Origin of the sequence: Bartonella sp. W8167, assembly GCF_016100335.1 — a bacterium.
In the GTDB taxonomy this organism is placed as follows: domain Bacteria; phylum Pseudomonadota; class Alphaproteobacteria; order Rhizobiales; family Rhizobiaceae; genus Bartonella; species Bartonella apis.
Map to the genome: position 1 here is coordinate 825,493 of NZ_JACFSQ010000001.1, position 18,813 is coordinate 844,305.

Consider the following 18,813-nt stretch of genomic DNA (forward strand, 5'->3'; position numbering starts at 1 on the left):
CTTCTTAAAGGTGCTTTTCCAACCATTGATTGATGAGGGCAACAATGATGTCCTTCATTTGATCGTTTTCCACGTCATCAATCAACTGGGAGACAAAAGCCTTTACCAGCAAGCCGCGAGCGACAGATTCTTCAATACCGCGTGCCATCAGATAAAAAAGTTGTTCGTGATCGATCTCTGCAACAGTTGAGCCGTGTCCGCAAGCAACATCATCGGCAAAAATTTCAAGTTCCGGTTTCGAATCGAATTCTGCGTCATTTGACAAGATAAGACTGTTGCACGTCATCCGGGCATCGGTTTTCTGAGCTTCTCTGGAAACCTTGATCATTCCCTGAAACGCGCCTCTTGCGCTGTCAGTAACAACATTGCGAACAATTTCGGTCGAAACAGTATCTTCGCCAATGTGACGAACAAACATTGTAACGTCGCTATGGCTAGCCCCTGCAAGGAGATTGATCGTCCTCAATTGGAAGTTTCCTCCCTCGCCCGGCATCTCGATGTCTATTTCCTGCCGGTTCAACTCACTTGCCACATTCACGATGTAAAGGGTCAGTTTTGCTTTCTTGTCGAGATTTGCAAGAAACTTGGAAAACTGCGTTGCATCGAACCCCCGATCACGAATGATAATCCAGGTTACATCTGCACCCTCGCCTATTTTGAGGTCTTGCACGGAAGTTACAAATGTGGACTTTTCTCCACCCAATTGTCGTTCAATGAAAGTAACGGAGCTATTATTCCCTACTTTGATTTGGGAATAGGCATGAGCCTGACCACCCGGATTGATCATTTGCAATTCAATCGGATCGGGAATTTTTGCGCCGTCAGCTACTTCGAGAAGCCAGCCATCACTAACAAAAGCGGTATTAACCTGACCGACAAAATCATCGTCGGAAATATCCGGTTTCAGAGTGAAATGCTCGTTAGCAAGTTCATCGGCCACGCGTCTAACAGTGACTGAATCTACTTCAGGAGCAGCGAGTGTTTTGCCGTTAAAAATCGCAAATACAGAATCCTTTGGCAAAAGCGGGTCGCGAGATAATCCGTCACCTTCATCACTGAAGTTCGGAATTGTCTTCAACAAGGTACGCAAATCGGTGTAATGCCAATATTCACGTTTTCTGGAAGGAATGCCCACGCGTTTGAACTGTTCTACCACGCTATCCCGCGTTGACATAACCTCGCTATTTCCAGGAAAATCACCCAGTTTTTGACCAAAGATATCGACTATTGCCTGTTCTGCAGCGGTCATTTCCGGTTTTTTATCGACTTTGGAGGTTTCACTCATGTTCTTCCTCCGCTTCTGCCTTGTCGATAATGTCGGCATAACCCGTTTGTTCAAGCTGCATAGCCAATGTCTTATCGCCTATCTTGACGATTTTACCTTTATAGAGGACGTGCACAGTATCCGGTACAATATAGTCCAGAAGTCTTTGATAGTGGGTGATGACCATGAACGAACGGTCCGGAGAGCGCAAAGCATTGACACCGTTTGCCACGATTTTTAACGCATCAATATCAAGGCCTGAATCTGTTTCGTCAAGAATACAGAGCTTCGGTTCCAGCAATAGCATCTGAAGTATTTCTGCGCGCTTCTTTTCACCACCGGAAAAACCGACATTGAGAGGACGCTTGAGCATGCTCATATCCATCTCAAGCTCGGTAACGCCCGCTTTTACTTTTTTCAAGAATTCGGGTACTTTCAATTCTTCTTCGCCGCGCGCTTTTCTCTGGCAATTCATTGCGACTTTTAAAAATTCCATTGTCGCAACGCCAGGTATCTCCATCGGATACTGGAAAGCCAGAAACACACCGGTTGCCGCGCGTTCTGCCGGATCCATATCAAGAAGCGACTTACCGTTAAAGATAACTTCTCCGTCCGTCACCTCATAATCATCGCGGCCGGCAAGGATATATGAAAGCGTTGATTTACCAGAACCGTTCGGTCCCATAATTGCTGCAACTTCGCCATCATGGATTGTCAAATCCAGACCATGCAGAATTTCGGTCTTGGTTTCGGCTATACGTGCATGAAGATTTTTAATTTCTAACATTTTTAAATCCTATTTTGCGGACACTGATAAGCCCCCCAACAAAAACAACAGCTTCAGTTAGCCGACACTACCTTCAAGACTGATACCGATAAGCTTTTGTGCTTCAACAGCAAATTCCATCGGTAATTCCTGAATAACTTCTTTGACAAAGCCATTTACAATAAGAGCAATCGCTTCTTCTTCCGGAATGCCCCGCTGCATAACGTAGAACAATTGATCTTCGGAAATCTTCGATGTAGTAGCCTCGTGCTCGAATTTTGCCGTCGCGTTTTTCGCTTCAATGTAAGGAGCTGTGTGGGCACCACAATTATTGCCAATCAACAGGCTGTCACATTGGGTGAAGTTACGGGCATTGGTGGCTTTGCGATGGGCCGAGATTTGTCCACGATAAGTATTATTGGAAAATCCGGCTGAAATACCTTTGGAAATAACACGGCTTGATGTGTTTTTTCCAAGATGGATCATTTTTGTGCCTGAATCGATCTGCTGGTGTCCATTGGAAACTGCAATGGAATAGAATTCACCGCGTGTATTATCCCCACGCAACAGGCATGAAGGATATTTCCAGGTTATCGCCGAGCCGGTTTCAACCTGTGTCCAGGAGATTTTTGAATTGTCGCCGCGACAATCACCGCGTTTGGTAACAAAATTGAAAATTCCGCCTTTGCCGTCTTTATCACCCGGATACCAGTTCTGAACGGTTGAATATTTTATTTCCGCATCTTTCTGGGCAATGAGTTCGACAACCGCCGCATGCAGCTGGTTCTCGTCGCGTTGCGGTGCTGTACAACCTTCAAGATAGGATACGTAGGCTCCTTCATCGGCGATAATTAATGTACGTTCGAACTGTCCGGTATTGCGTTCGTTAATACGGAAATAAGTCGACAGCTCCATTGGACAACGAACGCCTTTAGGAACGTAAATAAATGACCCATCAGTAAAAACTGCCGCATTAAGCGCCGCATAAAAGTTGTCTCCGGCAGGAACCACCGAGCCGAGATATTGTTTTATCAGATCAGGATGCTCACGTATCGCTTCCGATATTGAGCAGAATATAACACCTGAACGGATCAATTCTTTCTTGAATGTAGTGACCACAGAAACCGAATCGAACACTGCATCGACCGCAACGCGACCGGATGCATATACATTATCGTCCAATTTCGATGGTTCTGCCTGCTTACGTACACCCGCGAGAATTTCTTGTTCTTTTAACGGAATCCCGAGCTTCTCGTAGGTGTTGAGCAATGCAGGATCAACTTCGTCGAGCGACTTGGGAGCATTTTGACTTTTAGGTGCAGAATAATATGAAATAGCCTGAAAATCTATTTTAGGGATTTCCAGCCTTGCCCAGTGGGGCTCTTCCATTGTCAGCCAATGATGGAATGCTTTGAGCCGCAATTCCAACATCCATTCCGGCTCTTGCTTTTTTGCCGAGATCAAACGGATAATATCATCATTAAGCCCTAGCGGGGCCTTATCCGCCTCGATTTTGGTTTCAAAGCCATATTTATACTGGTCAACGTCAATTTCACGGACCTGACTTATAGTTTCCTGCGCTGCAGGCATGGGCGTCTCCCTCCTGGCCGGGTCAAAAACCGGCAGTTACGATTATACCAAAATAAGCATAACCTGATTTAGGGTTTCAGTCGCCGGACTTCAATGAAAAACATGATAAATCTAGTCAAGCTTATTTGACTTTGTTTAAAACAGTTCTAAAGAGGATTTCAAGTGCTGTTTTTCAATTTTTCGAATTCCGGATAATTTTTTCAAAAGCCGAAAGAAAATCGTCGATGTTTTTCAAGCTTGTGTGTTTACCCGTGGAAACGCGAATTGCTCCATCCGGTACATGACAGCCCATTGCAGACAGAACGCCACTTTGTTTTACTTTTCCCGATGAACAGGCCGATCCGGCCGAAACCGCAAATCCTGCAAGGTCGAAGCCGATTTGCAACGTTTCCGCCTTTAACCCGTCGACAGCAAAATAGGTTGTGTTCGGTAAACGCGGTGATTTTTCTCCGAAGATAACAAGATTGTTACTCAATTGATGCAACCCATGTTCCAGACGCATTTGAAGCGCTTTCGAATGATCCAAATCCTGAGTAGTCGGTTTTTGTTCCATCGCTGCCCCAAAAGCCGCAATAAGCGGAATCGACTCTGTACCGGAACGGAATCCCTTTTCCTGCCCTCCACCCAATATCAGAGCTTGTGGCATAAGGGCGCTTCCTGTGGCAATAAAGGCACCGATACCCTTTGGCCCACCAATTTTGTGCGCTGCAACGATAAAAAAATCCCCCCCGAAACTTGCAACATCAACAGCAAGTTTGCCTATATATTGAACGATGTCGACAACAAGAACGCCACCAGCTTGTTTGACAATATCTGCTATTTTTCTCACCGGCTGGATAACACCTGTTTCGCCATTAGCTGCCTGAATAGCAACCATCGGCAGACCTTCCGATTTATTGTGATTGGAAAGTTTGCTTTGAAGCTCGTCTAAATTGACGATGCCATTTTCATCAACACCGATAATTACCTGTTGGTCTTTTCCAAAACGCCCACCCTTGCCAATGCACGGGTGTTCGGTTGCGCCAATATAAACTTTTGAAAAATGAACATCCGAACGTCCCATCTTGTAATCGGGTGTAAGGAGTGTCATTGCTGCTTCTGTTGCACCGGAAGTAAACACAACGTGATCCGGCTCGGTATGAAGACGGTGGGCAACCTGACGCCGTGCTTTTTCAAGCAAGGCTTTTGCGGCACGCCCTTCCTGATGGACAGACGAAGGATTACCATAAACATCAAGGGCGCTTACAAGGGCGTCGCGTGCTGCGTCTGACAAAGGTGTCGTAGCGTTATAATCGAGATAGCATCTTGAAGATGACATATGAGGCCTCGTAATTTTTAATTATTTCAAACGCATCCATAGCGCAATTTCCTTGAAAAGTGCACCCATTACAGACTATCTAAAGCCAAGATACATTCAAACAATCGAAACAGTTTGAATTTGCCAATATCCATTTCTGCAAAAAATGGAACGTTCAAACTGATATAGTAAGGAGTACTTGATGCCTGAAGTCATTTTCAATGGTCCTGCGGGTCGCCTTGAAGGCCGTTATCAACCCTCGCCGGAAAAAAATGCTCCTATAGCCATTATTCTCCACCCCCACCCGCAATTTGGCGGGACGATGAATAACAAAATCGTTTACGATCTTTTTTATATGTTCCAACAACGCGGCTTTACAACATTGCGTTTCAACTTCCGCAGTATCGGGCGCAGTCAAGGTGAATTCGATCATGGTGCTGGCGAGTTATCCGATGCGGCAGCCGCACTGGATTGGGTACAGGCGCTACACCCTGATTCAAAAAATTGTTGGGTAGCGGGTTACTCTTTCGGCGCATGGATCGGCATGCAGCTTTTGATGCGACGCCCTGAAATCGAAGGATTCATATCGGTTGCCCCTCAGCCTAATCTGTACGATTTTTCTTTTCTTGCGCCTTGTCCTTCTTCGGGGCTGATCATTCACGGCGATGCCGATCGTGTTGCTCCGGCAAAAGACGTGCAAGGTCTTGTAGACAAGCTTAAAACACAAAAGGGAATTACAATCACACAACAGATTCTTGAGGGTGCAAACCACTTTTTTTCCGGTCAGGTCGACGAGCTTATTGATGATTGCGCCAACTATCTTGATCGGCGTCTTAATGGCGAATTGGCCGAACCGCGCATGAAGCGTTTGAGATAAATTTTCAAGTTGTAGGCGATCTTAAACCGTCTCTTTTAATATGAAATTGTGAGCTAAAAAGGCTTTTGCAAAATTCCGGCAAAAGCCTTTTTTTATCTGCAATATTCTGTCCTTAAAATGATAGTGCGGCTTTAAATGTTGTGAGACGTCAGGTTCAATCACAAGTTTCTCTTATCAATACATCTCCAATGCGTTTTCCAAAAAGACTAGCAAACAATATCTAGCATACAATTTAAAGAACCACGTCCACGACTGCCAAAACGCTTTTTAACATAGCCCCATTGTCTCACATATATTGTCATGCTTGAATCGGATGGCGTGCCAATTCACCGCCTGATCGTGGTCGATCGCAACCTGTCGTTGTCGGAAAGGTGATAGGCAAGTTATAGATTGATCTTATTGCAAGATAGGCCCACGCCTCTGCTTCCAGGAAATCCGAGCAAAGCCCAAGTGAACGGGCTGTTAATGTGATGATTCCGTTTTTTTGCGTAAGTTCCTTCAAAGTCTTCATAACTGCGCCGTTATGAACGCCTCCTCCGGAAACGATAAGAGTCTTCGGCAACATCGGTAAATGTCTGAAAGAATTTACTATCCCATAGGCCGTTATGAAGCTCAGCGAGGCTGCCCCATCTTCGACAGAAATGGCATCATTCACCAAAGGCTTGAAACTCCGCCAATCAAGCGAACCAGGCTTTTTATCACTAAAAAAGGGATGACTTGCGTAGCTATTGACAATCTTGTCATTAACAGTTCCGCTTAGACCGGCTTCGCCATTGCGATCCATCGGGCTTCCGGTTTTAAAAAACATCCACTGGTCGATCAAACTGTTACCCGGACCGCAATCAAAAGCATAAAGTTCATTATCTTTCCCGACAAAAGTCAGGTTGGAAATTCCGCCGATATTGATAAACGCAACAGGAAAATCAAGTTTATCCTTTAATTTTTGCGCCAATGCCTGATGATAGACCGGCACCAGCGGAGCGCCCTCGCCCCCGTGCTTCATATCATTTGATCTTAAGTCAAAAACCACATCGATTCCGCATTTTCTGGCGAGTAACGGCCCGTCGCCTAATTGGATCGTCAATCCGATATCCGGTCTATGAAGAATAGTTTGTCCATGAAAACCGATGAGATCAACTTTGGAAGGCGGGATTGCATATTTTTTTAATAATTGATCAACAATGGCTGCATGTTCAAGTGTAAGTTCACGTTCCAAACTCAAAACAGTTTCCGGAAGGTCTGCCCGTTTGGTCACTCCGGCTACTTTATCAAGTGACTGTTTCAATTTGCTTCGAAAAACCGCAGGATAAGCATGGGATAAATGACCGACAATTTCGATCTCGTTCTGCCCGTTACTTTTGAGCAAAGCCGCATCAATTCCGTCCATTGATGTACCACTCATCAGGCCGATTGCCGTTTTTAACGCATCCATTGCTTGCTTCCTGTACGATGTTTCCTTGTGAATCACATATATTCTATGATAAAGCCCACAAAACAGTTGAATATTGCTTTCCAAGCAGGAATTTTCAGGGAAAAGTTTGATGGCCGGTTTTAAATCCGATTTCCTAAATGTGATGAACGAACGTGGCTTTATCCACCAAATGTCCGACGAAAAGGGGCTGGACGCTCTCCTTTCAAAGGAAGTTGTAACCGGTTATATCGGGTTTGACCCGACTGCAGCAAGCCTTCATGCAGGCAGTTTGATCCAGATTATGATGCTTCATTGGTTGCAACAAACCGGACACCGCCCGATAGCCCTTATGGGCGGCGGAACAGGTATGATCGGCGACCCTTCGTTTAAAGACGAGGCACGTAAACTGCTCACAGTCGACAAAATCGACTCGAATATCGCCGGTATTAAAAAAGTGTTTTCAAACTATATCAAATTCGGTGATGGTGCCACAGATGCAATTATGGTGAACAACGCCGATTGGCTTAGAGATTTGAACTATATTGAATTTCTGCGTGATGTTGGGCGCTTTTTCTCGGTCAACAAAATGTTGTCCTTTGAATCAGTGAAACTGCGGATGGATAGAGAGCATTCTCTGTCGTTTCTCGAATTCAATTATATGATCTTGCAAGCCTATGATTTTGTCGAGCTCAACAAACGATATGGTCTACGGATGCAAATGGGCGGTTCCGACCAATGGGGAAATATCGTAAACGGCATTGATCTTGGCCACCGGATGGATACCCCCCAACTTTTTGCTTTGACTTCACCTTTATTGACCACAGCATCAGGCGCCAAAATGGGAAAATCGCTTAATGGCGCTCTCTGGCTCAATGCCGACATGCTTTCTCCATATGATTTTTGGCAATATTGGCGCAATACGGAAGATGCCGATGTTTCGCGTTTTCTAAAACTTTATACAACTTTACCTATGGATGAAATAAAACGGCTTTCAGCTCTCCAGGGATCCGAAATCAATGATGTGAAAAAGATATTGGCGACAGAGGTAACCGCCATGCTTCACGGACGCGATGCTGCTGAAAAAGCTGCAGAAACTGCACGCAAAACATTCGAAGAAGGCGAAGTCAGTCACGATCTTCCCAAAATAGAAGTTCCGGCAACCGAGCTTAAAGATGGAATTGGTTTGCTCACTCTCTTGGTGAAAGCAGGTTTTGCCAAATCAAACGGCGAAGCGCGGCGTCACGTACAAGGTGGTGGCGTACGTGTGAACGACGTGCTGGTAGAGGATGAAAAGCGCTTAATCACCGAAAATGATGTCAACGCCGATGGTGTTGTCAAATTGTCTTTCGGTAAAAAGAAGCATGTTCTCGTCAAACCAATGTAACTGTTTTACTGTTTGGGAACGCAAATCCTAATGAAGTCGCGTGGCTAATTCCGCCTTAAGACTTATTTCCCGATTTATTACCGACAACAAAGTTTCCATTTCCGGTAACATGCTTAAAAAGCTTTATGACTTTCATTTTCACCAGTGCTTCATCACACTCGCCCGTTTTCGCCGCCTTTAAATAAAGAGAAATACAAATTGGTTCCATTTTGAAATCGGCGCGACAGCGAACGCCTGATTCACACGTCGTTAAATAAGTAAACTAGGACGATAAAAGTCGCGTCAAAAACGCTACTGCCTATTTGGTCAGTCATCGAAACGCACTGAAAATTATTGAAAAATTCCATTCTTTTCAGGTTTATTGGAATTCGAATATCGACCTGAAAATGCCTGGAGCGATAACGGAAATCGGATTGACCATTACTTGCGGGTGCTTCGCCTTACCTTCAATTTTAAAAGTAATTCCTATCAATCCCCTATCGCGGCCATTTCCTAATACCTGCCCGATAATTGGCAGATCTCCAAACAGGCGGTTCAGACCATATGCAGGCATGAAGGTGCCGGTAATCGACATATTTCCGGACACATCATAAAGAACCCCTTGAAAAGTTGCCCCTACCGTTGGCCCTCTCAACACACCGCGATCAAGAACAAGGTAATTGTCACCTTTTGCAATATGAGCATAGGCAAGATCAAAGCCGATACTGGAGCTATTGATTTTGCCTTTGACGGCTTCATTCAAACTTTTGCCACCGCCTCTGGGGCGTGACGATACAATCGCAGCCAAACGGGGTTCGTCAACCACTTCAAAATTTCTAATACTGACACGGCCTGACATTGGTTGTCCGGAAGATGAAGTTAAATCAGCTTTCAAAACACCTCCACGGATTTTGTCATAGTAATTCATGAAGCGGAACAGCGCGCCCGCATCATTACTTCTCGCCGTGACAGTTTGATGCCCTGAACTTTTTTGCGTTTCGACATTGACGGACTGACGATTATGCGTTGTACCGCTTAATGAAAATTGTGCTGCTTTCTGTTCGGTTATTTCGTAAGTCGCATTTACATTTGAAAGCTCTTCACCATAAAAACCTGCAAGGCTTGCGATCGACGCATGCACAGAAATAGCCGTTTTTCCACCTGAATTGGAATTTTGCGTTTTACCCAATTGCTGGATTAGCGCACGCCCATCATAGCTCTTTCCGGATGCCTCTATATGGTATGATTTTCCTGAACTTATAACTTTTAGTGTGAGATCATCGTTTCGACTTAAATTGGCTTTGGTAAATTCTGCTCCAAATAGTTGCTTATCCTTGATATGGATTTGCCCTGCCACATCCAGATTTTGCCCTGATAACGAAAAATTTTCGATCGTATAATCAGGTTTGTCTTTTATATTGGACGGCATTTCGAATTGCGCATGGGCAGCCATGCCCTTACCCTTTTTCCATCCTGCCCACGAAAATTCGAGATCTGCATTGGTTAAATCGGCTTTGAAATGGCGTTTACCGTTATTGTCTTCACCAACCTCGACATTTACAGGACCTGTGAGAAAATTGTTGAGAAACGCAAAATGTTTCGAGCGAATACTGTCATCGAGATTGAGAGTGATTTTCTCGCTTTTTTGTAAATCGGAATTTTCGAATGGCTGAACAAGTTTTATCTGCGCTGGAAGCTCATTGAGTAAACCGTTTGCTTGCAGGATAATTCCCGATTTATCAACGTCTGCAGTACCAGAAGCGTTGCTCACTATGTTGTTTTTAATTGGATCCGGCATAGAAAAATCGCTGAAATTAACGTGGGCACTATAGGTAATTTCTCCTTTCGGCTCGTCGTGGGTGACGGGAAAGCGAAGTTTTATATCCGCCTCGACATTCCCGTGCGCCTTATCCGTGTTGAAAGGTAAGCGATGGCGAGCATTTATCGGCGAATATCCGATCATTTCTCCGGCTGCATCTATCTCTCCGCGAGCAACCAGATCCATATCGGCAAAAACCGGTCTTTGCGGGCCCCACGGAATCACCAAAGTTCCTTCCACTGCTTCTACTTTGCGTCCATTGGAAAGATAGCTCGCTCCACTATCAAGCGTTATGGTGGTTGTCATGCCATCTATCGCAACATTTCCCGATGCGTCGCGTAAAGCCGGCAACTCTCCAACAAGGTCCGAACGCGTATTGACGATATCCGTTCTTATTTTTACTTCATTGCCGGAAAGTGTGCCTGCAGGAATTCCCGATTGGAAATAACCTTGCGGCAAGGCAATTTCGATCGAACCATTTTTTAATTGTCCACCAAAAATATGCGATGCAACCCATCTTCTCGCGCCAGGGGAAATATTTACCGGCCATAGTTGCTTGGCCTCAGCAACGTCCATTTGCGGAACATGAAGAACGAAGATGGTTTCCGGACTCCCTGCACCAAATTTCAAGCTTCCCTGTCCCATCAGATTCCCATGTGGCGCGTTGATTGTGATTTCATCCATTAATGCTTTTTTATCGGCGAGGTTATATTGGCCGGCTAGTTTCATCTCGAACCGGAGAGCTACATCCGGCACTTCATTCGAAGCACTCACCGCATGTTGGGCAACAATTTCAAAACGATAATCATTAACCGGTCTACCTATTTTCGGGTCTACCGGTGTTAACCCTAGAGCTCCGTTAAAAGGAATGACCAAGCCGCCGATTTGAATAAGCGAAGTCTCGAATTCGATCTTGTTGCTGTGAGGCGTGTGCAGCAAATTGAAGTCAATTTTTGACGGTATATTCTGCTCTGTGCCAAAATCCATAATGCCATCAGGCATCGTAAGCTGGGTACGTACTATCGGTTCATCGTCTGTATTGCTACGGTGTGCTTCGACAATGAAATTGGCTTTACCTTTTAATCTGAAATGCCCGTTATTTGTATGACCGTTTGGCAAAAATGGTGAAACATCGTCAGCCGCGCCCAAATGAAGCGGAAATGATTTTACATTAAGTGTTATATCATTGGCACGCCGATTGGCGTAATTTGCGTTGGCTTCGACACCGATTTTCTCGCCGTTCCAAGTTAAAGAGGATATGAGCGTTGCCATTTTCCAGCGCACACGCAAATCCAGATCTTTTATGCCAAGAATGGTTCCATTTTCACCCGGCATGTGGAGCGAAATATTTTTCAAAACAAGAACGTTGATCGACATTGAGCGCAATTTTTCCGCGCTAGTATCGAAAGCCGGAAATAAAATATTGGCTGTCGCATCCGGATCAATCCGTCCGTATTCATCTTTTGGTAGCTGGTCGAGCAGGCCTGGCCCTTGCGACTGAGGTAATAACACATTCGCATCGTGGAGTTCGATCTGCGCAATCTGGAGTTTTCCAAAAAGCAGAGCCCATGAAGAAAAGCCAACACGAAAGACACCGATTTGATCGACTTTCACGCCATCTTTAATATCGTCCAACATGACGTTCTGGGTTTCGAGAGCAAGATGATAGTCTTCATCCAGCGAAAGTCGTGCGTCGTTAATTTTTACGCGTGCGTAATCTCCCAGTTGTTGGGATAATGTCGCCTGCATTTTTCGCGTGAGATATTCGCCGCTAATCCCCACTTTCAACAGCGAAAACAACACTCCTAACACTATGACGACAATCAATATTGCCCAGAATACTATATGGAACAGATGTCTTAGCAGTCTTTTACGCCGACGCGGGGTATCAACTTTCACCCCGTTCCCGTCTCGGGATGACGGAAATTGGTCGAGGCTTTTTATTTCGCTTTTTTTAAAGCGAATCTCTTCATGCGGATCTGTCAAATTACAACCAATCCCGTTTTGCTCGCTGCATCAAGCGCCGTAAGTTGAATAATATGAGACTCGTTATAGCACCAATCAATATTGATTCCTGTGCTTTATGATGTCATTTTATTTGTTCCCACAGAAGAAAGGTATTTCAATGACCATGTTAAATAAAGGGGATATCGCTCCCGATTTCAAATTACCGGGCGATAGTGGAAAAACACAAACACTGTCCGAACTTCGCGGACACCCTGTTGTTCTCTATTTCTACCCGAAGGACGATACAAGCGGCTGCACTCTTGAAGCTCATGATTTTTCAGAGTTGAAGCCCGAATTCGACAAGATCAATGTTACAATCATCGGAATGTCCCCTGATAAACCGGAAAAACACGACAAATTCAAATCCAAACATGATCTAAGCATCATTCTGGTTTCCGACGAAGAAAAAACGACTTTGCAGCAATATGGGGTATGGGTAGAAAAGTCGATGTATGGCCGAAAATATATGGGGGTCGAGAGAAGTACATTTCTGATCGACAAAAACGGTAAAATTGCTGAAATCTGGCGCAAAGTTAAAGTGCCGGGGCACGCAAAAATTGTGTTGGAAAGCGCAAAAGCAATAGCTTGATTTTACGTGGTTAGGAATTTGTTAACTTTTTGGTGTGCTAATAGTTGCCATAAAAGGACGTATGGCAAAATGAGAAATCTGGTAAAAATTTTTGTTTTATCATTTGTTTGTATAGCCGGTGGCACCGCTGCACCTTTTGCCAAGGATACTGTCAACACACATGCCCTTAGCACATCATCTGTTCGTCAAACGCTTCCTTCTATGCCTAAATTGTCTGCTCCAAAAACAGAAAACATCGTCTTCAAACCCTATGCAGGCATTGACCCGATTGTAACAGGTCCTCGCGGTTAATCTTAGTCAAAACAGTTTTTTGAAGCTCACTTTGACTGCGAATAATCAGTCCGGTTTTAACCTTCACCCCAAAGCCGCCATCGGAGATGTACAAAGAGTGAAGCAATTTATTATTTTGTTTGATAAGATAAGTGAAAAAGCCTGTAAAATTCGAAAAGTAACGGGCTCGACACAAAACATTCAAGTTCTCAGGTGACATCTTCCACGTGTTCAACGCCACCTTTAATCTTCTGAGCAAGGGCGGCCTCCATGAATTGATCAAGATCACCATCAAGAACTGCTTGCGGATCTGTATTTTCGACTCCCGTACGTAAGTCCTTCACCAATTGGTAAGGCTGCAGAACGTAGGAGCGTATCTGGTGTCCCCAACCTATTTCGGTTTTTGAAGCTTCAAGCGCATTGGCTTCATCTTCGCGACGCTTCAATTCTTCCTCGTAAAGCCGGGCTCTCAACATAGCCCAAGCTGTTGCGCGGTTTTTATGTTGCGATCGTTCAGCCTGACATTGAACAACGATGCCCGTTTTAAGGTGCGTGATTCTTACTGCAGAGTCGGTGGTGTTAATGTGCTGACCACCCGCACCCGACGAACGGTAAGTATCAATTCTCACATCCGCTTCCGAAACGTCGACTTTGATATTGTCATCAATCACCGGATAGACCCAGACACTGGCGAAGGAAGTGTGGCGCCTCGCGTTAGAATCATAAGGCGAAATTCGAACCAGACGATGCACTCCGGATTCGGTTTTCAACATGCCATAAGCATTGTGCCCTTTAACTAGTATCGTTGCCGATTTTATCCCGGCTTCTTCACCGTCATGGACTTCCAACACTTCCACTTTCATAGAATGTTTTTCCGCCCATCTTATATACATGCGCAAGAGCATCGACGCCCAATCCTGACTTTCCGTGCCACCGGCACCGGCATGAATTTCAAGATAGGTATCGTTACCGTCGACTTCGCCCGATAACAGCATTTCAATCTGGCGTTTATCAAGTTCACCCTTCAATGCATGGATAGAGGCTTCTGCATCTCTGACGATATCGTCATCCCCCTCTTCTTCTCCCATTGCAATGAGTTCGACACTATCATTAAGTGTTTGTGTCAAATGCTTGATATTATTAATTCCGTCATCCAGCTGCTGACGTTCGCGCATCAATTCCTGTGCTTTCGCAGCGTCATTCCAGAGGCTTGGATCTTCAGCCTTTTCATTGAGATATTCCAGACGTTTTACCGACTGATCCCAGTCAAAGATGCCTCCTCAGCAAGGCAATAGCTTGCTTGATTTCTTCGACCAAAGTTTCAATTTCTGCTCGCATAACTGTATCTTTTTCCGATTTTACTTATCTAAATTCTCATAGTTGACATGGAAATTTTCGCGTCGTGTAACGTTTCCAATTTCTGTCAAAAGGCCTTTTATCAATCTATAATTTTGTTGCAATATTCACTTCTCATTTTTTTGACGAAACTCGAATTTTAATAAAGGCCACTGGAACCGCTTTGAATGGCTTTGTTAACCTGAGGAGAGGTCGGTGCAGTTGGTACACCTTCTTTGAATGAAGTTGTTCCACCGATAACCTGATAAACGTCGGCCGGTCCGGTGCCGGGTTTAAAAGCCTCTACAATTACATTGCTATTTCCGGGTTCTGCCCGCATACCGGTTTTCCGGTCAATTGCAATTTGCATCATACCATCAGGAATTTTGAAGTCGACATCCGGAACGCCTTTCATGGCATTTTCCATAAACTCTCCGAAGACCGGGACTGCAAGTGAACTACCAGTGCCGCCATATCCCAAAGTTGCCGGTTGGTCATATCCGATAAAGACACCAACAACGATATTGGGTGTAAATCCCATGAACCATGCATCTTTTGAATCATTTGTCGTACCCGTTTTGCCGGCAATATGCCTGTTCAGATATGAAAGTCGTGCAGCTGTACCTCGCTGAACCACACCTTCCATCATGGACGTAATCTGATAGGCTGTCATCGGATCAAGCACTTGATCGCGCTCGTCTATCAATGTCGGCTCGGGTTGGTTATCCCATGCTTTGACATTGCAACCGTCACATTTACGCTGGTCGTGACGATAAATCGTTCTGCCATAGCGATCCTGAATTCGGTCAATTAACGACGGTGAGATGGAGCGACCACCATTTGCAATAACCGAGTAAGCGGTCACCATCCGCAAAACTGTCGTTTCGCCTGCTCCTAATGCCATAGGAAGATACGGTTGCAATTTATCATAAATTCCGAAACGTTCAGCATATTCAGACACAATCGGCATACCAAGATCGTTTGCCAAACGTACTGTCATCAAATTACGCGAATGTTCGATACCGTAACGTAAAGTCGACGGTCCGGCAAAAGTCCCGCCGTAATTTTTCGGCCGCCAGACTTCCCCGTTCGGCTGTTTGATTTCCACAGGCCCGTCAAGGACAACCGAAGCAGGCGTATAGCCATTATCAAGTGCTGCCGCATAAACAAACGGTTTGAATGAAGAACCCGGTTGTCTATAAGCTTGGGTTGCGCGATTGAATTCCGATTCGGAAAATGAGAATCCGCCGACCATAGCAAGAACGCGTCCGGTTCGTGGTTCCATGACGACCATTGCCCCTTCGATCTTCGGCGGTTGACGTAACAAATAGCTACCCTCGCTGCCGGCTTTCTTTTCGACAAAAACAACATCGCCAACCTGCAAAACGCCAGCGGGACTTGTCGCCGAAGAATGTCTGTCATTTTTACCAATCATGCGATAGGCCCATCGCATATCGCTAGCATTAATTGTTGCAACATCACGTTCCGCCGAGAGTGCACCGGAAACTTCCCGCTTCGGTTGTAAGCCGATTTTCACTTTATCCGACGCAACGTTGAGCACAACGGCCAAACGCCACTCCGGAACATCGCTAAATCCGCTAACATCACCAAGTGCAACACCCCAATCATCTGCAATATCGATGTGTTTATACGGTCCACGCCAGCCGTGATTCTGGTCGTATTTGACCAGACCGTCTTGCAAGGACCGGCGAGCCATAACTTGTAAATTCGGGTCAAGCGTGGTGCGAACCGACAAGCCGCCTTCATAAAGTGTTTTCGAGCCATAGCGATTGATAAGCTGGCGGCGGACTTCCTCCGTAAAATAGTCGGCAGCAAAAATATAGGTATCATCACCACGCAAAGTTACGCCGAGGGGCTTGACTTTTGCCTGTTCGCCCTGAATTTGCGTTGCATAACCGTTTTCGACCATCCGGTCTATCACCCAATTACGCCGGTCCAGTGCACGTTGCGTGTGTTTGAACGGATCATAGTTGCTTGGTCCCTTCGGGAGAGATGCAAGGTAAGCACATTCTTCCAATGTAAGTTCATTTACGGACTTATTGAAATATGTAAGAGCAGCGGCAGCAATGCCGTAAGCGCCGCGCCCGAGGTAAATTTCGTTCAGATAAAGTTCGAGAATGCGATCCTTCGAGTAAGCCCTCTCGATACGCATCGCCAGAATTGCTTCTTTGATTTTGCGTTCCATTGTTGCGTCGGAGCTCAAAAGAAAGTTCTTTGCAACCTGTTGGGTAATTGTTGAAGCCCCCTCGGGACGGCGCCCCGAGCCAATATTTTTGACGTTGCTCACCAATGCACGGGCAAGGCCTTCCGGATCAAGCCCGAAATGGCTATAAAAATTTTTATCTTCAGCTGAAATAAATGCTGATTTTACGAGATCCGGAACAGATTGGATAGGCAAATAGAGACGACGATTGGTCGCAAATTCTGCCATGAGACCACCGTCGGCGGCGTGAATACGAGTCATCACCGGTGGTTCATAATCAGCGAGCACCTGATAATCCGGAAGTTCATCATCCTGCTGTTCATTTTCGGCTATTGCCGACCCCATCGGGGTTACACCAAAACCAACAGCAACGCCGGCGGCTAGAAAAAAATTAAAAAACTTCATCATAATACCCGGATATCGCTTTCTCCCGAACTCGCACAATGCGAGAGATTCCAATGGTGAGCCTCGTTGCGTGTGCACCGGAATTGCGATAGAAACAAGGCTAAATTGCAATATTTAGTATTTTAATGTCAAAGTTAAGACTGGCGATACAGTTTTTCTCATACATTTTTCAAGGCTGTGGATTACTTCCACTTCCATTCCGGTATTTTGCAAATTGCTGCACCGCATTTGAAATCGCCACTGCGGCTTTTTTACGCCATAACGGATCGGTAACAAGCCGTTCGTCCTCTTTGTTCGATAAATACCCGATTTCGATAAGCACAGAAGGAATGTCCGGTGCTTTCAAGACCTGAAAACCGGCGTAGCGATGCGGATTTTTGATGAGATTGATGTCACCTTGAAGAAGGCTGGAAATCACTCTATCGGCAAAATTAACCGAGAAAGACAGAGTTTCTCTGCGAGCAAGATCAATCAGAATGTCTGTAACTTCCGGCGATTCATCAGGAGGTAACCCATCAACAAGATCAGCCTTGTTTTCGCGATCGGCCAAAGCCTTTGCCAGATCATCCGACGCCTGATCGGAAATCGTATAGACTGTCGCACCACGCATTGCAGCCATATTGATTGTGTCGGCATGAATTGAAATAAACAGATCCGCACCATAACCGCGCGCTTTTTGCACACGTTCGTTAAGTCTTAAAAAGACATCGGAATCACGCGTCAGAAATACCTCAAGATTAACATTTTTTTCCAGTTCATCGCGCAATGAACGGGCAAATGCCAAAGTGACATTTTTCTCGAATACTCCGGAAATACTTTCCGCCCCGCTGTCAATGCCACCGTGTCCGGCATCAATCACAACACGGAAAGGTTTTTGTGCGATTGGTTTAGTGTCTGTTTTTCGCGTGTTATCTACGTTCTGATTATTTATTGTTTTTTTAAAATTCTGTTCATTGTCTTTTGTGAGGTCGATAACCAGTTGCCAAAGTCCACTATCCAATTGTTCAACGTTGTTCTTTTCGATCGAAAAAGGAACCTTGGCTGTGAGGATAATTCTTGATGAGCCTGGACCGGATGTACCATAGCGCAAATCGGAAACCATTCCGAACGTTTGCGGCTGCTGTTTTTGAGAAGAAAAATCGACACTTGGAAGATTAATGACCAGGCGATACGGTCGATCAAGAAATTGGATAGAATAAGCAGGATTTGCTGAAAATACGGCAACGAGCCTTGTACGGGTGTTGTCCCCGATCGCCCGTATATTTATGAGTTCCAAGGTACCGGCTGCTTCAACATGTGAAGCAACAAAACCCGAAATACACATAAATAGCGAAACGAGAAAAACAATCCATCTTGTATTACGTATTGCGGCAATGAACCTTATATTTTGTCTTTGTTGATTCATTGCAAAAAAATCCTCGTTTTCCAGTGATTTTAAATTCACCAACCTGCTGAGCGGTAAAATGGTTGTTTGGCAATTTTAAGATTGCATAAATGCCACATGATGGATATCCGCATAAACCGGCAAAATCGTCTTTTTCAAGCGAATAAGTCAAGTGCCCCTATAAAGTTACTTGTGTTAGACACAATATCGAC

At 45.1% G+C, this 18,813-nt stretch carries 13 protein-coding genes; 4 read left to right on the forward strand and 9 right to left on the reverse strand.

The annotated features are described in order from the left end of the window. Positions 1-4 precede the first annotated feature (4 nt). The 4 genes from sufD to H3V12_RS03350 all read right to left on the reverse strand — a co-directional run bounded on the left by sufD (position 5) and on the right by H3V12_RS03350 (position 4,938). On the reverse strand, positions 5-1,285 hold the full coding sequence (gene sufD / locus H3V12_RS03335; protein ID WP_198212785.1) for a Fe-S cluster assembly protein SufD: 1,281 nt from the start codon (positions 1,283-1,285) through the stop codon (positions 5-7). Continuing rightward, positions 1,278-2,051 carry a Fe-S cluster assembly ATPase SufC gene (gene sufC, locus H3V12_RS03340; RefSeq protein WP_198212787.1) on the reverse strand — a complete coding sequence of 258 codons (774 nt, stop codon included), beginning with the start codon at positions 2,049-2,051 and terminating at the stop codon, positions 1,278-1,280. The genes sufD and sufC overlap by 8 nt, the downstream gene beginning before the upstream one ends. 57 nt (positions 2,052-2,108) lie before the next feature. Then, positions 2,109-3,620 carry a Fe-S cluster assembly protein SufB gene (gene sufB / locus H3V12_RS03345; RefSeq protein WP_075870727.1) on the reverse strand — a complete coding sequence of 504 codons (1,512 nt, stop codon included), beginning with the start codon at positions 3,618-3,620 and terminating at the stop codon, positions 2,109-2,111. Between the two features lie 172 nt (positions 3,621-3,792). After that, the gene (locus H3V12_RS03350) at positions 3,793-4,938 is read right to left on the reverse strand and encodes a cysteine desulfurase family protein (protein WP_198212789.1); all 1,146 of its coding nucleotides are present in this window, start codon (positions 4,936-4,938) and stop codon (positions 3,793-3,795) included. A 181-nt stretch (positions 4,939-5,119) separates the two neighbouring features. Here H3V12_RS03350 and H3V12_RS03355 point away from each other — a divergent pair, with 181 nt between their 5' ends. Then, positions 5,120-5,794: an alpha/beta hydrolase gene (locus H3V12_RS03355; RefSeq protein WP_075914413.1), complete on the forward strand. Its 675-nt coding sequence runs from the start codon at positions 5,120-5,122 to the stop codon at positions 5,792-5,794. 298 nt (positions 5,795-6,092) lie between these two features. Here H3V12_RS03355 and H3V12_RS03360 read toward each other — a convergent pair whose 3' ends face one another. Beyond that, on the reverse strand, positions 6,093-7,226 hold the full coding sequence (locus H3V12_RS03360) for an anhydro-N-acetylmuramic acid kinase (RefSeq protein ID WP_198212791.1): 1,134 nt from the start codon (positions 7,224-7,226) through the stop codon (positions 6,093-6,095). A 109-nt stretch (positions 7,227-7,335) separates the two neighbouring features. Here H3V12_RS03360 and tyrS point away from each other — a divergent pair, with 109 nt between their 5' ends. After that, on the forward strand, positions 7,336-8,589 hold the full coding sequence (gene tyrS, locus H3V12_RS03365) for a tyrosine--tRNA ligase (RefSeq protein ID WP_198212793.1): 1,254 nt from the start codon (positions 7,336-7,338) through the stop codon (positions 8,587-8,589). Positions 8,590-8,947: 358 nt separating this feature from the next. Here the strand turns inward: tyrS and H3V12_RS11320 are convergent, their stop codons facing one another. Then, positions 8,948-12,286, reverse strand: coding sequence for a DUF3971 domain-containing protein (locus H3V12_RS11320; RefSeq protein WP_198212795.1), 3,339 nt, complete (start codon positions 12,284-12,286; stop codon positions 8,948-8,950). Between the two features lie 226 nt (positions 12,287-12,512). Here H3V12_RS11320 and bcp point away from each other — a divergent pair, with 226 nt between their 5' ends. Beyond that, positions 12,513-12,983 carry a thioredoxin-dependent thiol peroxidase gene (bcp, locus tag H3V12_RS03375; RefSeq protein ID WP_198212797.1) on the forward strand — a complete coding sequence of 157 codons (471 nt, stop codon included), beginning with the start codon at positions 12,513-12,515 and terminating at the stop codon, positions 12,981-12,983. Positions 12,984-13,052: 69 nt separating this feature from the next. Then, positions 13,053-13,274, forward strand: coding sequence for a hypothetical protein (locus H3V12_RS03380; protein ID WP_075870734.1), 222 nt, complete (start codon positions 13,053-13,055; stop codon positions 13,272-13,274). 188 nt (positions 13,275-13,462) lie between these two features. Here H3V12_RS03380 and prfB read toward each other — a convergent pair. From prfB to H3V12_RS03395, 3 genes are all read right to left on the reverse strand, one after another. After that, a protein-coding gene (gene prfB / locus H3V12_RS03385) for a peptide chain release factor 2 (RefSeq protein WP_143238708.1) occupies positions 13,463-14,591 on the reverse strand; the annotation gives its coding sequence in 2 pieces (ribosomal slippage) (positions 13,463-14,521 and positions 14,523-14,591; 1,128 coding nt in all). Positions 14,592-14,748: 157 nt separating this feature from the next. Further along, on the reverse strand, positions 14,749-17,220 hold the full coding sequence (locus tag H3V12_RS03390) for a penicillin-binding protein 1A (protein ID WP_198212799.1): 2,472 nt from the start codon (positions 17,218-17,220) through the stop codon (positions 14,749-14,751). A gap of 166 nt (positions 17,221-17,386) precedes the next feature. After that, the gene (locus H3V12_RS03395) at positions 17,387-18,622 is read right to left on the reverse strand and encodes an N-acetylmuramoyl-L-alanine amidase (protein ID WP_246787475.1); all 1,236 of its coding nucleotides are present in this window, start codon (positions 18,620-18,622) and stop codon (positions 17,387-17,389) included. Positions 18,623-18,813 lie beyond the last annotated feature (191 nt).

What these genes read in the sequence shown, in the direction of transcription:
- sufD (WP_198212785.1), bottom strand. Translation starts at nt 1,285, where the DNA reads ATGAGTGAAACCTCCAAAGTCGATAAAAAACCGGAAATGACCGCTGCA.
- sufC (WP_198212787.1), bottom strand. Translation starts at nt 2,051, where the DNA reads ATGTTAGAAATTAAAAATCTTCATGCACGTATAGCCGAAACCAAGACC.
- sufB (WP_075870727.1), bottom strand. Translation starts at nt 3,620, where the DNA reads ATGCCTGCAGCGCAGGAAACTATAAGTCAGGTCCGTGAAATTGACGTT.
- H3V12_RS03350 (WP_198212789.1), bottom strand. Translation starts at nt 4,938, where the DNA reads ATGTCATCTTCAAGATGCTATCTCGATTATAACGCTACGACACCTTTG.
- H3V12_RS03355 (WP_075914413.1), top strand. Translation starts at nt 5,120, where the DNA reads ATGCCTGAAGTCATTTTCAATGGTCCTGCGGGTCGCCTTGAAGGCCGT.
- H3V12_RS03360 (WP_198212791.1), bottom strand. Translation starts at nt 7,226, where the DNA reads ATGGATGCGTTAAAAACGGCAATCGGCCTGATGAGTGGTACATCAATG.
- tyrS (WP_198212793.1), top strand. Translation starts at nt 7,336, where the DNA reads ATGGCCGGTTTTAAATCCGATTTCCTAAATGTGATGAACGAACGTGGC.
- bcp (WP_198212797.1), top strand. Translation starts at nt 12,513, where the DNA reads ATGACCATGTTAAATAAAGGGGATATCGCTCCCGATTTCAAATTACCG.
- H3V12_RS03380 (WP_075870734.1), top strand. Translation starts at nt 13,053, where the DNA reads ATGAGAAATCTGGTAAAAATTTTTGTTTTATCATTTGTTTGTATAGCC.
- H3V12_RS03390 (WP_198212799.1), bottom strand. Translation starts at nt 17,220, where the DNA reads ATGATGAAGTTTTTTAATTTTTTTCTAGCCGCCGGCGTTGCTGTTGGT.
- H3V12_RS03395 (WP_246787475.1), bottom strand. Translation starts at nt 18,622, where the DNA reads ATGAATCAACAAAGACAAAATATAAGGTTCATTGCCGCAATACGTAAT.